This is a genomic window from Stutzerimonas sp., assembly GCF_982611455.1.
Genome location: NZ_CEXBBO010000003.1, coordinates 188,267 through 202,523, shown reverse-complemented (window position 1 = coordinate 202,523; position 14,257 = coordinate 188,267). Strand labels below are relative to the sequence as shown.

Below are 14,257 nucleotides of genomic sequence, written 5' to 3'. Positions count from 1 at the left end.
GCGCTCAGCGGCGAGCTTCCTGGCGCTTGCGCCAACTGCGGCTGACCCACCAGCGCCAATATGCCTGGGTGGCGATGTAACCCAGTACCGCCGAGACGACGGCGACGACGAATGAGCCGAGAAACAGCGGTTGCCAGTGGCTGTTGAGCATTTGGCGCACCCAGGCGAGGCTCAGCTCCATCGGCATTGGCGAGACGGGCGTATCCATCAGCCAGGCGCCGACTTTGTAGTTACAGTAAAAGACCGGCGGCATCGTCAATGGATTGGTCAGCCAGACCAGGCCCACAGCTATCGGCAGGTTGGCTCTGGCCGGCACAGCGCACAGGGCGGCCGCAAGCATTTGCATGGGCATCGGGATCATCGCCCAGAAAAGGCCGATAGCCATCGCTCTGGAAACCGAATGCCGGTTGAGGTGAAGCAGATTGGGATCGTGAATCAGCGCGCCAAGAAAACGCAGGGACTTGTGAGCCTTGATGCGATCGGGGTGCGGCATGTAGCGTTTGAAAAAACGACGCGGCATGAAGGTTCTCTGGCGGGCTGAAGCGCGCCGATTATGCCTGAAACGAGACCCGGCGCTGAGATGAGTTTGTGACATAAATTCTACACTGCGAGCGCCGGCAGGACGTCGGTAAGGCCGCACAGATGCTCATTACCTGCTCTGTGGTCGTGCCATCGTTTGGAAAGGAATCCAAGGAGACGTAATGCGTACAGCGATGCTGGCGCTGGCAGCAGGCCTTCTACTGCTGCGCTTCCTACCGCAATTGCCACCGTTATTGACGCTGCCTTTCTTATTCACCGTGGGCCTGGCATTGCTGCCGTTTCGCTACCGGGCGATCGGCTGCTTCTGTCTAGGGCTTGGCTGGGCCTGTCTAAGCGCTCACTGGGCAATGGATGACCGCCTCCCGACGGAACTCGACGGTCGCACCTTTTGGCTTGAGGGGCGTGTGACCGGCCTGCCTGACATGCGTGACGGTGTGGTGCGGTTCGAGTTGGAGGATATTGCGTCCAGGCATACCGGCTTGCCTTCGCGGATGCGTCTAGCTTGGTACGGTGGGCCTGTCATGCAGGCGGGGGAGCGATGGCGGCTCGCCGCCAAGTTGAAAAGACCGCGTGGCCTGGTCAACCCGCATCCGTTCGATTACGAGGCTTGGCTTCTGGCGCGCCGGATCGGTGCCAGCGGCACGATCAAGGCGGGCGAGCGGGTATCGATCGCGGCAGGGGAGCAGGCGTGGCGCGATCAGTTACGGCAGCGCTTGATGGAGGTTGACGCTCAGGGCCGCTCGGGTGCTATCGCAGCGCTGGTGGTAGGGGATGACAGCGGCCTGTCCACATCCGATTGGCGGATTTTGCAGGACACCGGCACCGTGCATCTAATGGTGATCTCGGGGCAGCATGTCGGAATGTTGGCCGGTTTGCTCTATGGTTTGGTTGCGCTGATGGTGCGCTGGGGTATTTGGCCGCCACGGATCGCCTGGCTACCTTGGGCGTGTGGCCTCGCCCTGGCTGGCGCGCTTGGATACGGTTGGCTGGCGGGCTTCGAAGTGCCGGTCCAGCGCGCTTGCATGATGGTCGCGCTGGTACTCCTGTGGCGATTGCGTTTTCGACATCTTGGTGTATGGGTGCCGCTGTTGATGGCGCTTAACGGCGTTCTGTTGATCGATCCACTGGTGAGCCTGCAATCGGGTTTCTGGCTCTCGTTCTCAGCGGTTGGGCTACTCGCACTGGTCTTTCGCGGCCGACTGGGTAGCTGGACCTGGTGGCAGACGCTGGGCCGTGCGCAGTGGAGCATGGCGCTTGGCCTGTTGCCGGTGTTGCTTGCGCTTGGCTTGCCGGTGAGCCTGAGCGGGCCAATCGCCAACCTGTTTGCAGTGCCGCTGGTCAGCGCTCTAATCGTGCCGCTGTCATTGCTGGGAACCTCGCTGCTATGGCTGCCGGAAGTTGGCGAGTTGCTGTTATGGCTAGCTGGTGGGCTATTGGGGATTCTTTTCGATGCGCTGCATTGGCTTGCCGGCTGGCAACCTGCCTGGCTGCCGGCGTCCTTGCCGCTGTGGGGATGGGTTGTGGTGGCGCTGGGCATGGTACTCGTTCTCTTGCCACCGGGCGTGCCATTCCGGGCCTTGGGTCTGGTGCTACTCGCACCGCTGTTGTTCCCACCCGTACATAAGCAGATGGCTGGTCAGGCAGAGGTCTGGATATTCGACGTCGGCCAGGGTTTGGCGGTCCTGGTGCGCACACGTGAGCATGCGCTGCTGTATGACGCGGGGCCGCGCTATGGCGACTTCGATATCGGTGAGCGGGTCGTGTTTCCCTCATTGCGCACGCTGGGGCTGGCCGATCTGGACATAATGATCCTCAGCCATGCCGATAGCGATCACGCCGGTGGCGCCCAGGCGATCCAGCGGTTGATGCCTATATCGCGTGTGCTCAGTGGAGAGCCGAAACGGCTGCCTGCCTCGTTGGGCGTCGAATCGTGCCGATCCGGAGAGGGCTGGGAATGGGATCAGGTGCGCTTCACCCTATGGCGATGGTCGCACCCTCGAGATGGCAATCAATCTTCTTGCGTGCTTTTGGTCGAGGCAGGCGACGAACGCCTGTTGCTCACCGGGGACATCGATGTGTCGGCCGAGCAGGCGTTGCTGGAGAGCAACATGGCGGTTGATGCGCAATGGCTGTTGGTGCCGCATCACGGCAGTCGTAGTTCGTCATCGGCAATGTTCATCGAAGCGGTTGGCGCCAGTGGTGCGCTTGTTTCGCGCAGCCTGCACAATCCCTTTGGCCATCCGCACCCTGATGTGGTGCGGCGTCTGCAGACGTCCGGCGCGAAGCTCTACGACACGGCGGAGCAGGGCGCCATGCGGATCGTTCTTGGGCGTTTTGAGCCGGTTCTGGAGCTGCGCGCCGAACGTCGATTTTGGCGGGAAAAATGAGAACAGAGGCCGGCAGCGGTTCGGCGCCCCTATGCTAGAGTGGCGCCACTTTTTCGAGGGGGATTCATCTCGTGTGGGAGCTGGTTAAAGCGGGCGGCTGGATAATGCTGCCAATCATTTTCTGTTCCATCGCTGCTGCCGGCATCGTTGCCGAACGGTTGTGGACACTGCGGCCTAGCCGCGTGACCCCACCGCATCTGCTTGGGCAGGTGTGGAAATGGATCAAGGACAAAAAGCTTAGCAACCAGAAGCTCAAGGAGCTGCGCGCGGACTCGCCGCTCGGTGAAATCCTGGCTGCAGGTCTAGCCAACTCCAAGCATGGCCGGGAAATCATGAAGGAGTGCATCGAGGAAGCCGCAGCACGGGTCGTACATGACCTCGAGCGCTACCTCAATGCGCTGGGTACCATCGCAGGCATCGCGCCGCTGCTCGGACTTCTGGGTACGGTGCTCGGGATGATCGAAATTTTCAGCGCCTTCATGGGTTCCGGTATGGCTAACGCACCGTTGCTTGCGGCCGGTATCTCCAAGGCTCTGATCACCACCGCCGCCGGTCTGATGGTCGGGATTCCGGCGTTGTTCTTTCATCGCTTCCTGCTGCGCCGTGTCGAAGAGCTGGTGGTCGGTATGGAGCAAGAGGCGATCAAGCTGGTCGAGGTGGTGCAGGGCGACCGTGACGTCGATCTGGGTGAGGGCAAGGCGTGAAGTTTCGTCGTAAGGCGCGGGAGAACGTCGATATTGGCCTGGCCCCGTTGATCGATGTGGTGTTCATTCTGCTTCTGTTCTTCGTAGTCACTACTACCTTCACCCGCGAAACTCAGCTCCAGGTCGATCTGCCGGAAGCGGCCAGCGGTACACCACCGCAGGAAGCCGAGAAGAAACGGTTGGAAGTGGTCATCGACGTCGATGGCAGCTTCAGCCTCAATGGCAAAGCATTGATCAAGCATGATCTAAATACCCTGATGGCAGCGCTCAGCAAGGAATCTGGCGGTGACACCAGCCTGCCGATGATCATCAGCGCTGACGGCAAGACGCCGCATCAGGCGGTGATCACCGCGATGGATGCTGCTGGCAAACTGGGCTTTGCTCAGCTGCGTATCACTACTGTCGAGGCCCAGCCGGAGCCCTGATGTCCTTTGCCGAACGTCTGCAGCGCGCCTGGTATGAAGGGCATCCGGCCCTGGCTCTACTCGCTCCGCTTGAGGCGCTCTATCGGCGCGTAGCCATCGCCAGGCGGACGAAGTTCGTCAATGGTAACGTTGATAGCTACCGGGCTCCGGTACCTGTCGTGGTGGTGGGCAATATCACCGTTGGCGGAACGGGCAAAACTCCGTTGATCCTCTGGCTGATCGAGCACTGCCGCCAGCGTGGCTTGAAGGTCGGCGTGGTCAGTCGGGGCTACGGTGCCACACCGCCATCGTATCCCTGGCGCGTATTGCCAGATCAACCGGCAGCGGAGGCGGGTGACGAGCCGCTGCTGATCGTTCAGCGGACCGGTGTGCCGATGATGATCGATCCCGACCGCTCGAATGCGGTTCGTGAATTGCTCAAGAGCGAATCGCTCGATCTGATCCTTTCGGATGACGGACTGCAACATTACCGGCTTGCTCGAGACCTCGAATTGGTGCTCATCGATGCGGCGCGGGGATTGGGCAACGGTCGTTGCCTGCCCGCCGGGCCATTGCGTGAACCTGTTGATCGCTTAAAATCAGTCGATGCGGTGTTGTTCAACGGCGCTTCTGCCGACAGCGCATCCGGCTATTCCTTCGCCTTGCAGCCGTCAAGGTTGGTAGAGCTGGTCAGTGATCAGAACTGGCCGCTCGACCATTTTTCGCCGGGGCAGCAGCTGCATGCGGTCGCCGGGATCGGCAATCCGCAGCGTTTCTTCACCACGCTCGAGGCGCTACACTGGCGACCGATCCCGCACCCCTTCGCCGATCACGCCCGCTATAGCCTCGAGCAGCTGAGCTTCAGCCCGGCGCTACCGTTGGTGATGACTGAGAAGGATGCGGTCAAATGCCGGGCATTTGCGCTCCCGGGCTGGTGCTATCTGCAAGTGCAAGCCGAGCCCTCAGCGGCTTTCGTCACTTGGTTCGATACCCAACTGGACCGACTGCTGCCCGAACACCCCTAAGCCGCTCGATCTGCCAGGTGCAGTCGGCTGCATCCAAGGACCGCGCATGGACACCAAACTCCTCGATATTCTCGCCTGCCCGCTCTGCAAGGGCCCGCTAAAGCTGACCGACGATAAGTCCGAATTGATCTGTAAAGCAGACGGCATGGCTTTTCCGGTGCGCGACGGCATTCCGGTGATGCTGGAAAGCGAAGCCCGCACGCTGGAAGTGGATGAGCGTCTAGACAAATGAGTAGCGCCTATACCGTCGTGATTCCGGCGCGTTATGCGTCCAGCCGCCTCCCTGGCAAGCCGCTTCAGGACATTGCCGGCAAACCGATGATTCGCCACGTCTGGGAACAAGCGTGCAAAAGCGGCGCGCAGCGGATCGTCGTCGCCACCGATGATCAGCGCATCCTAGAGGCTTGTGACGGATTTGGTGCGGAAGCGCTGCTGACTCGGGTTGAGCATAATTCGGGTACCGATCGCCTCGCCGAAGTGGCACAAAAGCTGGGTCTGCCAGCTGACGCCATCGTGGTTAACGTTCAGGGCGACGAGCCGCTGATTCCTCCTTCAGTGATCGATCAGGTCGCGCGCAATCTTGCCACCCATCCGGAGGCGGCGATCGCAACGCTTGCCGAGCCGATCAGCGATCCGCAGGCGCTGTTCAATCCCAATGTGGTGAAGGTACTCAGCGATATTGACGGGCTGGCGCTGACCTTTAGCCGTGCGCCGCTGCCATGGGCGCGGGATGAATTCGCGCGTGATCGGGATGCGCTTCCGGCTGGTGTTCCGTATCGCCGGCATATTGGCATCTACGCCTACAGGGCCGGATTCCTAGCGGACTTCGTTGCCTGGGGACCGTGCTGGCTTGAAAACACTGAATGCCTGGAGCAGCTGCGTGCGCTCTGGCGTGGTAAACGTATTCATGTGGCCGATGCAATCGAGGCACCACCGGCTGGAGTAGATACCGCCGAAGATCTGGATCGTGTTCGCAAGCTGCTCGGAGCCTGAGCGTGAAAGTTCTGTCCGTCCGTATGGGCAATATCTGTCGATCGCCCACCGCTGCGCCGGTCCCTTATTTTGGTGGGGCAGGCGGTTTCGAGCAGGTGCTGGATCTAATCGAGCGGGCGTCCACGGCGTTGTTTAGTGAAGTCAGGGAACGCTTGTGAGTCTGCTCATCGAACAGAATCGCTCGCTCAAGGCGTTCAACACCTTCGCTGTCGAAGCCTGTGCGACGCACTTCAGCGAAGCATGGGGCGACCAGGAAGTAGCCGAAGCACTCGTCGAGGCACGGCGTCTTGGAGTTCCGCTGTGGATCTTGGGCGGCGGTAGCAATCTCGTGCTTACGACAGACCTGGATGCGCTGGTGCTGCGCATGGCAAGCCGAGGCGTTCGGGTGCTCGAAGATGACGGCGAACGGGTGACTATCGAGGCGGAGGCGGGGGAGCCCTGGCATCCTTTCGTATTGCGCAGCCTGGAACTCGGGTTGTCGGGTTTGGAAAATCTTAGTCTGATTCCCGGCACCGTCGGCGCAGCGCCGATTCAAAATGTCGGTGCATACGGCGTCGAGATCAAAGATGTGTTCGCGGGACTGACTGCGCTGGATCGAGAAACGGGTGCTCAGCGCGATTTCGATCTGCAGGCGTGCGAGTTCGCCTATCGCGACAGCGTTTTCAAGCGCCAGGCGGGGCGCTATATCATTCTTCGGGTGCGCTTCGCGCTGCAGCGGACTGCGAATTTGCAGCTGGATTACGGGCCGCTCCGTCAGTGGCTGCAACAGCACGCGATTGATTCGCCTACACCCGCAGATGTCAGCCGTGCGGTCTGTGCCATACGTAGTGAAAAGCTGCCTGACCCCAAGATCCTGGGCAACGCCGGCAGTTTTTTCAAAAATCCGCTTGTGCCGCAATCTGTCGCCGATGCCTTGCGCGAGCGGTTTCCAGATCTGGTGGCGTTTCCTTCTGCGGGCGGGCAGGTCAAGCTTGCTGCCGGCTGGCTGATTGAGCGTGCAGGCTGGAAAGGGTATCGGGATGGCGACGCCGGAGTGCACAAGCTGCAGGCTCTGGTTCTGGTTAACTATGGTCAGGCAACTGGTCAGCAGATCATGCAGCTTGCCCGGCGTATTCAGATGGATATCGCCGAGCGTTTTGCCGTGTACTTGGAAATCGAGCCGAACGTTATCTAGTTCGTGCGGCTGTATAGCGCTGTCTCAGCGTGGTCCGGTTGTTTACAAGGTCTGGTTCGTGTCACTGGGCTTCTAGCGAACCACAAAAAAGGGATGCCGAAGCATCCCTTTTTCATTGCGACGAGATTAGCTCTGACGCTTCTCAATGTCGTCTTGCTCGCCAGTATCGTCAGCTACCTCGGGCATGGCATTCGCAACAGGCTCGGTTGGCTCGGCTTCTGGCTGGGCCGTTTCCGCGTCGACCTGTTCAGCCTGCGGCTCGGCGGTTAGCTGCTCAGTCTGTGGAGCTTCGACAGCCTTCTCCTCGCTGTTGCTGGCTGCGTCGAACTGTTGTTCGGTTGGCAAATTGCTGACCGGCTCGCTGGCAACGATCTCAGGGCTGGCCATTGGTTGTTCTACCGGTGCCTCCGCTTCGATTACGGCTTTCGCTTCAACCTCCGACGCTTCCTTGGCCAGGCGTTCCTGCTCAAGGCGGCGACGGCGCACTTCACGCGGATCGTTAGGTGCACGGCCAGAGGCGGTTACAACCTGCGCTGCAGGTTCGACCGCTACCGGGGCGGGTTGCTCGGCAGCAGGCGAGGGTGCTTCGGCGAACGTGGGTTCGGCTGTGGCCGGTTCTGGTTGGCTGGCTTCCTGCGGGGCTGGCTCGGCTTCCAGAGCAGCCGGTGTAACAGCCTCGACTGCCGGCGCTGCGATGCTTTCGGCAGGCTTCGCAGCTTCTTCGGCTTCACTGACGCTTTCGGCATTTTCGGCGAGCACCGATGTTGTCGGCATCGCCTCGTCTTCGGGCTGGGCTGGAGTCGGTGCTGTCTCGGTGTCGGCCGTATTGGCGGCCAGAGCTGCCGCCGTGGCAGCGATGGCGACCTGTTCGGATTTCACCGGAGCGTTGCTTTCGCTGACTTCAGCTGTAGCCGCCTCGGCCTCGCCGTCAATCTCGTTGCCATTGGCATCACGCTGACGATCACGGCGGTTGCTGCGGCGGCGCTGGCCGCGCGACCGGCGACGTGGGCGATCATTGCCCTCGGCTGATTCCTGCTCGTCCTGTGCGTTTCCAACTGTTTCTTCGTTCTGCTGTAGCTCTTCCTCGTTCACGCTCTGCTCGACCCGAGGTTTGCGCTCTTCGCGAGGCGGGCGCGGCTTGCGGTCGGCCGTTTCCTCGACGAGCTCCACACTCGGAGCTGCTTGGACTGGTTCGTCAAGCGGCGCACGTAGCTCACGCTTGCGCTCTTCGCGAGGCTGACGGTCCTCACGTGGGGTGCGTTCGCGACGTGGTTGCGGCTGCGAAGAACTCTCGCTCGCTTCTACCGGCTCGCGGGACTCACGAGGTTCGCGTGGCTTGCGCTCTTCGCGCGGCGGGCGCGGCTGACGCTCTTCACGAGGCTGACGTTCCTCACGCGGTACACGCTCTTCGCGTGGTTTGCGCTCTTCGTCGCGATTGCTGCGTGAATCACGACGGCGGTTTTGCTGGCGACCGCTGCGACGCTCGTCGTTGCGTTGCGGACGGCCGCTGGCTGCGGGTTTCTTCTCGACTTCCACGGCCGGCGCTTCCTGCTTGCCAGCAAAAAGGCCAACCAGAGATTTGACCAGCCCTTTGAACAGGCTTGGTTCCTGGGCGGCAGGCGCGGCTGCCGCTGTTGCTGGCGATGGGGTCGGCGTAGGTGCGGGTGCAGTACGCTGCGGCGCCGTTTTCACTGCCGCTTCCTGGCGAACCAGGGTGCGCGTGGAGCTGACCGGTTGGGCTTCCTCAGCTTCGGTCGGGCTCATCTCGTAACTGGCCTGACCGGCGGTGATTTCCGGACTGTCGTCGCGCAGGCGTTGCACTTCGAAATGCGGGGTTTCCAAATGGTCGTCCGGCAGAATGAAGATGCGCGCGCGGCTGCGCAGTTCGATCTTGGTGATAGCGTTACGCTTCTCGTTGAGCAGGAAGGCGGCGACCTGGAAAGGCACACGAGCCCGAACCTCGGCGGTGCGGTCTTTCAGCGCTTCTTCCTCGATCAGGCGCAGAATGGCCAGCGACAGCGATTCGACATCACGAATGATGCCTTGGCCATTGCAGCGAGGACAGACGATGCCGCTGGTTTCGCCGAGAGAAGGGCGCAGACGCTGACGGGACATTTCCAGGAGGCCGAAGCGCGAAATGCGACCGACCTGAATGCGTGCGCGATCAGCTTCGAGCGCTTCGCGAACCTTTTCTTCCACGGCGCGCTGATTTTTCGCCGGGGTCATGTCGATGAAGTCGATGACGATCAGGCCACCAATATCCCGCAGGCGCAGTTGACGAGCGATTTCCTCGGCCGCTTCAAGGTTGGTCTGCAGCGCTGTTTCTTCGATGTCGCCGCCCTTGGTAGCGCGCGCAGAGTTGATGTCGATGGAAACCAGTGCTTCGGTAGGATCGATGACGATTGATCCACCGGATGGCAGCTTCACTTCACGTTGAAATGCGGTCTCGATCTGGCTTTCGATCTGGAAGCGATTGAACAGCGGCACGCTGTCTTCGTATAGCTTGATCTTGCTGGCGTACTGCGGCATCACCTGCTGGATGAAGCTCAACGCCTCGTCCTGTGCTTCGACGCTGTCGATCAGGACTTCGCCGATGTCCTGGCGCAGGTAATCGCGGATAGCGCGGATAATGACATTGGATTCCTGATAGATCAGGAAAGGCGCTGCGCGGTCCTGAGACGCTTCCTTGACTGCGCTCCACAGCTGCAGCAGGTAATCCAGGTCCCACTGCATCTCTTCGCTGGAACGGCCGAGGCCGGCAGTGCGGACGATAAGGCCCATGTCAGCGGGAACGTTGAGGCCATTCAGCGCTTCGCGCAGTTCGTTACGCTCTTCGCCTTCGATGCGGCGCGAGATACCACCCGCACGCGGGTTGTTCGGCATCAGTACCAGATAACGGCCAGCCAGGCTGATAAAGGTGGTCAGGGCTGCGCCTTTGTTGCCACGCTCTTCTTTTTCGACTTGGACGATGACTTCCTGGCCTTCGCTCAGGACATCCTTGATGTTGACGCGGCCTTCTGGAGCCTTCTTGAAGTATTCGCGTGAGATTTCCTTGAGGGGAAGAAAGCCGTGGCGATCTGCGCCGAAGTCCACGAAGGCCGCTTCGAGGCTAGGCTCGACGCGAGTGATTTTGCCTTTATAGATATTGGCTTTCTTCTGTTCGCGGGCGCCGGATTCGATATCGAGATCGAACAGGCGCTGGCCATCGACCAGTGCGACACGCAACTCTTCGGGCTGAGTTGCGTTAATTAGCATTCTTTTCATGTAGTACCGTCGGTTTCCAGGGCAGCGGAAACGGCGTTCGGCACACACGACTCTCGCGGTCGGTGTCAGGTGAGTCAGGAATGGTTGTAAGGCACTCCAGTGTCCAGCGATGTGAGGCCAGTTGGGCCGGCGTCGCGACGACGTCTCCTGCTTACTGTCGGAACAGGAAGCAATGGTTCGGGAGGAGGAATCAGCAATCGGTAGCGGACGGAATGAAGCGTCTGTGAAAGCCTTTGCTACGCAATCCGATGGCTGTGCATCTCCACCCAACACTCATACTTTGAAAATCGGGTGCCGCTCGCAGAATCCGGGAGCGGGTTTTGTCGATTATCGCGATTCCCCAACGGGGGCACGCATCATGTCTTCAAGGCTTGTTTCAGTGCTTCAACGCTACTTGAGAGAAGCTCCGTTGGACGGCCTCACGTCCTCAACATTGCTGGGTCAGGAATGGCGGTTTCGCTTGCATCCCTCGACCTGGCCGCTTTTGGCGGCGTTCTCGACTATAACAGCAATGTTTAAGTGCTTCAAATCCATGAAAATTGATATCATCCGTCGATGACCAATACCTCCTCTCAGACCTCCGGCGTGCAGCTGCTAGAGGTCTCGCCGGAACTTGCCGGCCAGCGCATTGATAACTTCCTCCGAACCCAGCTCAAGGGCGTACCCAAGACCTTGATCTATCGCATCCTGCGCAAGGGTGAGGTGCGGGTCAACAAGGGACGGATCAAACCGGAATACAAGCTCCAGGCCGGTGATGTGGTGCGCGTTCCTCCGCTTCGATTGGCCGAGCGCGATGAGGTGGCGCCGTTGGCGCAAGGCCTTCTAGAGCGGCTGGAGGCGGCAATCGTCTACGAGGACAAAGCGCTTATCGTGCTGAACAAGCCCGCGGGTATTGCGGTGCATGGTGGCAGCGGACTCAGCTTCGGGGTTATCGAGGCGTTGCGGCAGTTGCGTCCGGACATAAAAGAGCTGGAGCTGGTACATCGTTTGGATCGGGATACTTCAGGTCTGCTGATGATCGCGAAAAAGCGCAGCATGCTGCGCCATTTACATCAGGAACTGCGCGGTGACGGTGTCGACAAACGCTACATGGCGCTCGTGCGGGGTCGCTGGGATACCAGCAAGAAGCAGGTAAATGCGCCGCTCTTGAAGAACACGTTGCGCTCGGGTGAGCGCATGGTCGAGGTTACCGATGAGGGCAAGGACGCGCTGACACTTTTCCGTGTGCTGCGCCGTTTTGGTGACTTTGCCACGCTGGTCGAGGCTAAACCAGTGACAGGGCGCACTCATCAGATCCGAGTGCATGCGCGTCACGCTGGTCATGGTATCGCTGGTGACAACAAATACGGCGATGAGGAATTCTCCAAGGTTATCCGTGATCTGGGCGGTAAGCGCCTTTTTCTGCATGCCTATGCCTTGAGGGTGCCTTTGCCCGACGGCGGCGAGCTGAGTCTGGAGGCGCCGGTCGATGAAATCTGGGCGCGGACGATGGAGAAACTGGGTGAATAAATACGAAGTATTGATCTTCGACTGGGATGGGACCCTTGTGGACTCGATCGGGCGCATCGTTGAGTCCATTTCCGTCGCGGCGGACAATTGCAATCTACCTGCGCTCGATGAGGTCGCCATTAAGGGAATTATTGGGCTCGGTTTGCCCGAGGCGATTGCGGTGCTGTATCCGCATGTGAGCGATGCGAGAGTGGTCGAAGCGTTTCGACGTGCCTATGCCAACCATTATCTTTTCCTGGAGGCCGAGCCGTCGGCGTTGTATCCCGGTGTCGCACAGGCGCTGCAGCAATTCCGCGATCAGGGATATTTGCTCGCCGTGGCGACCGGAAAAGGGCGGCGCGGACTGGATAGAGTGCTTGAAAGTCAGGGCTGGACGGATTTCTTCGATGTGACTCGCTGTGCAGACGAGACCGCAAGCAAGCCTGATCCGCTAATGATTCGCGAAATTCTGGCGCACTGCGGGGCTCGCCCTGATCAGGCGCTGATGATTGGAGATTCGGTGTTCGATCTGGAGATGGCCAGACGAGCAGGCGTAGACAGTGTTGCGGTCTCCTACGGCGCGCAGTCAATCGAGATTCTGCAGGCATGCTCGCCGAGCATGACCATCAATCGTTTTTCGGAGCTCAGTGATTGGCTGTGCTTCGCTGGTACAGCTGAGGTGGTTGCGTATGTCTGATGAATGGAAAGCGCCAGTGAATGAAAGCAAGGAAGATCGCAGCAGTTGGAATTTGCTGGAAAAAACGCTGCTTGCCGGTGTGCAGGAGCAGCGGCGAGCGCGGCGTTGGGGGATATTCTTCAAACTGCTGACATTCATTTATCTCTTCGGCGCGTTGCTGATGTTCTCGCCGTTGTTGCACATGGGCGACGGCAAGAATGCCAGCGGTAGCCATACAGCGGTCATCAATGTGCGGGGGATGATTGCCGACGAGGAATCGGCTAGTGCAGACAATGTCGTCGGGGCGCTCCGCGCTGCCTTTGAGGATTCCAGCACTAAGGGTGTGGTGTTACGCATCAATAGCCCTGGTGGCAGTCCGGTGCAGTCGGGTTACATCTATGATGAAATTCGGCGGCTGCGTGGCGAGTATCCCGCCGTCAAAGTCTATGCAGTGATTACTGACCTTGGGGCCTCGGGCGCCTATTACATCGCCAGCGCCGCGGATGAAATCTATGCCGACAAGTCGAGTCTGGTAGGTTCCATTGGTGTGACCGCGGCGACCTTCGGGTTTGTCAAGACGATGGATAAGCTAGGTGTGGAACGCCGGGTTTACACGTCGGGCGAGCACAAGGCATTCCTCGATCCGTTCCAGCCGGAAAAACCGGAAGAAACCGAATTCTGGCGCAGCGTGCTAGCCACGACTCATCGACAATTCATTGATAGCGTCAAGCAAGGGCGCGGAGATCGACTGCAGATTGCTGGGCATCCTGAGCTGTTTTCCGGGCTCATCTGGTCCGGTGAGCAGGCGCTGGAGCTTGGTCTGATCGACGGTCTCGGCAGTACCGGGTATGTTGCGCGCGAGGTGATCGGTGAAGAAGAGTTGGTGGACTTCACGGTCAAGGACTCCGCTTTGGATCGCTTTACCAAGAAGCTCGGTGCCAGCGTTGGCGCTCAACTGGCGTTATGGATGGGCTTCCAGGGACCGCAGTTGCGGTAGTTTCTCTTATCTCCTATCAGGGCACTTCGATTCCTGCCGTGTTGAGCATGTCTACCAGTCGGATCAGTGGGAGTCCGATCAGGCTGGTGACATCCGTGCCTTCCGTGGCACGGAACAGGCTGATTCCTAATCCTTCGGCCTTGAAACTGCCAGCACAATCGAAAGGTTTCTCGGCCCGCAGGTAGCGCTCGATCTGATGCTCGTCGAGATCGCGAAAGTGCACGGTAAAGCTTATGCAGTCGACCTGGATACTTCCGCTTCGGCTGTCCAATAGCGCGAGGCCGGTTAGAAAATTCACGCTTTTTCCGCTGCAGGCCTGCAATTGTTCGCTGGCGCGTTCGAACGTATGAGGTTTACCAAGAATCTGTTCCTCAAGCACGGCGACCTGATCGGATCCGATGATCAAGTGGTCTTGGTAGGTCTCGGCCATCGCTTGAGCCTTTTCGCTGGCCAGTCGGCGTACCAGTTGCTCTGGAAATTCTCCTGGGTGGGCGGTTTCGTCTAGCTGTGGAGCGCTGCAATCGAACGTCAACTGCAATCGCGAAAGCAGTTTGCGTCGATAGGGGGAGCTTGATGCGAGAAGCAGGCGGCGCATTTTTCTTCCT

Annotated in this window: 13 protein-coding genes and 1 pseudogene; 11 read left to right on the top strand and 3 right to left on the bottom strand. The window is 59.7% G+C overall.

Annotated features, from left to right (window positions below):
* Window positions 1-4: 4 nt before the first annotated feature.
* Entirely contained in the window at window positions 5-520 is a 516-nt protein-coding gene (locus AC2LD7_RS03370) for a DUF2062 domain-containing protein (RefSeq protein WP_484596438.1), read from the bottom strand.
* 181 nt (window positions 521-701) lie between these two features.
* Between AC2LD7_RS03370 and AC2LD7_RS03365 the strand changes: the two genes are divergently transcribed.
* From AC2LD7_RS03365 to murB, 8 genes and pseudogenes are all read left to right on the top strand, one after another.
* Window positions 702-2,927: a DNA internalization-related competence protein ComEC/Rec2 gene (locus AC2LD7_RS03365; protein WP_484596437.1), complete on the top strand. Its 2,226-nt coding sequence runs from the start codon at window positions 702-704 to the stop codon at window positions 2,925-2,927.
* A gap of 71 nt (window positions 2,928-2,998) precedes the next feature.
* Window positions 2,999-3,631, top strand: a complete 633-nt coding sequence (locus AC2LD7_RS03360) for a MotA/TolQ/ExbB proton channel family protein (protein WP_484596436.1) — start codon at window positions 2,999-3,001, stop codon at window positions 3,629-3,631.
* Window positions 3,628-4,056 carry an ExbD/TolR family protein gene (locus AC2LD7_RS03355; protein ID WP_484596435.1) on the top strand — a complete coding sequence of 143 codons (429 nt, stop codon included), beginning with the start codon at window positions 3,628-3,630 and terminating at the stop codon, window positions 4,054-4,056. The genes AC2LD7_RS03360 and AC2LD7_RS03355 overlap by 4 nt, the downstream gene beginning before the upstream one ends.
* Complete coding sequence (gene lpxK, locus AC2LD7_RS03350) at window positions 4,056-5,060, top strand: tetraacyldisaccharide 4'-kinase (protein ID WP_484596434.1); 1,005 nt, start codon at window positions 4,056-4,058, stop codon at window positions 5,058-5,060. Before AC2LD7_RS03355 ends, lpxK begins: the two co-directional genes overlap by 1 nt.
* Before the next feature lie 46 nt (window positions 5,061-5,106).
* Window positions 5,107-5,292 (top strand): Trm112 family protein, encoded by a 186-nt coding sequence (locus AC2LD7_RS03345; RefSeq protein ID WP_025241005.1) that lies wholly within the window; start codon window positions 5,107-5,109, stop codon window positions 5,290-5,292.
* Complete coding sequence (gene kdsB, locus AC2LD7_RS03340) at window positions 5,289-6,053, top strand: 3-deoxy-manno-octulosonate cytidylyltransferase (RefSeq protein WP_484596433.1); 765 nt, start codon at window positions 5,289-5,291, stop codon at window positions 6,051-6,053. Before AC2LD7_RS03345 ends, kdsB begins: the two co-directional genes overlap by 4 nt.
* 56 nt (window positions 6,054-6,109) lie before the next feature.
* A pseudogene (locus AC2LD7_RS03335) lies at window positions 6,110-6,211 on the top strand (low molecular weight phosphotyrosine protein phosphatase); the annotation flags it as partial.
* Window positions 6,208-7,227 (top strand): UDP-N-acetylmuramate dehydrogenase, encoded by a 1,020-nt coding sequence (gene murB / locus AC2LD7_RS03330; RefSeq protein ID WP_484596432.1) that lies wholly within the window; start codon window positions 6,208-6,210, stop codon window positions 7,225-7,227. The pseudogene AC2LD7_RS03335 and the gene murB, both read left to right, overlap by 4 nt.
* Before the next feature lie 126 nt (window positions 7,228-7,353).
* Here the strand turns inward: murB and rne are convergent, their stop codons facing one another.
* A complete protein-coding gene (gene rne / locus AC2LD7_RS03325; RefSeq protein ID WP_484596431.1) occupies window positions 7,354-10,491 on the bottom strand; it encodes a ribonuclease E in 3,138 nt (1,045 codons plus the stop codon).
* Window positions 10,492-11,046: 555 nt separating this feature from the next.
* On the opposite strand from rne, the gene rluC reads away from it, so the two are divergent.
* Genes rluC through sppA form a run of 3 tightly spaced genes read left to right on the top strand, consistent with a single transcriptional unit; the run spans window position 11,047 to window position 13,652 of the window.
* Window positions 11,047-12,000, top strand: a complete 954-nt coding sequence (gene rluC, locus AC2LD7_RS03320) for a 23S rRNA pseudouridine(955/2504/2580) synthase RluC (RefSeq protein WP_484596430.1) — start codon at window positions 11,047-11,049, stop codon at window positions 11,998-12,000.
* Entirely contained in the window at window positions 11,993-12,676 is a 684-nt protein-coding gene (locus tag AC2LD7_RS03315) for an HAD-IA family hydrolase (RefSeq protein WP_484596429.1), read from the top strand. The genes rluC and AC2LD7_RS03315 overlap by 8 nt, the downstream gene beginning before the upstream one ends.
* Window positions 12,669-13,652 carry a signal peptide peptidase SppA gene (sppA, locus tag AC2LD7_RS03310; RefSeq protein ID WP_484596428.1) on the top strand — a complete coding sequence of 328 codons (984 nt, stop codon included), beginning with the start codon at window positions 12,669-12,671 and terminating at the stop codon, window positions 13,650-13,652. The genes AC2LD7_RS03315 and sppA overlap by 8 nt, the downstream gene beginning before the upstream one ends.
* Window positions 13,653-13,668: 16 nt before the next feature.
* Here the strand turns inward: sppA and AC2LD7_RS03305 are convergent, their stop codons facing one another.
* On the bottom strand, window positions 13,669-14,247 hold the full coding sequence (locus tag AC2LD7_RS03305; RefSeq protein ID WP_484596427.1) for a Maf family protein: 579 nt from the start codon (window positions 14,245-14,247) through the stop codon (window positions 13,669-13,671).
* Window positions 14,248-14,257: the final 10 nt, after the last annotated feature.

Excerpts from the sequence above, each read along its gene's own strand:
- rluC (WP_484596430.1), top strand. The coding sequence starts at position 11,047 with ATGACCAATACCTCCTCTCAGACCTCCGGCGTGCAGCTGCTAGAGGTC.
- AC2LD7_RS03345 (WP_025241005.1), top strand. The coding sequence starts at position 5,107 with ATGGACACCAAACTCCTCGATATTCTCGCCTGCCCGCTCTGCAAGGGC.
- sppA (WP_484596428.1), top strand. The coding sequence starts at position 12,669 with ATGTCTGATGAATGGAAAGCGCCAGTGAATGAAAGCAAGGAAGATCGC.
- AC2LD7_RS03305 (WP_484596427.1), bottom strand. The coding sequence starts at position 14,247 with ATGCGCCGCCTGCTTCTCGCATCAAGCTCCCCCTATCGACGCAAACTG.
- kdsB (WP_484596433.1), top strand. The coding sequence starts at position 5,289 with ATGAGTAGCGCCTATACCGTCGTGATTCCGGCGCGTTATGCGTCCAGC.
- rne (WP_484596431.1), bottom strand. The coding sequence starts at position 10,491 with ATGAAAAGAATGCTAATTAACGCAACTCAGCCCGAAGAGTTGCGTGTC.
- AC2LD7_RS03365 (WP_484596437.1), top strand. The coding sequence starts at position 702 with ATGCGTACAGCGATGCTGGCGCTGGCAGCAGGCCTTCTACTGCTGCGC.
- AC2LD7_RS03370 (WP_484596438.1), bottom strand. The coding sequence starts at position 520 with ATGCCGCGTCGTTTTTTCAAACGCTACATGCCGCACCCCGATCGCATC.
- lpxK (WP_484596434.1), top strand. The coding sequence starts at position 4,056 with ATGTCCTTTGCCGAACGTCTGCAGCGCGCCTGGTATGAAGGGCATCCG.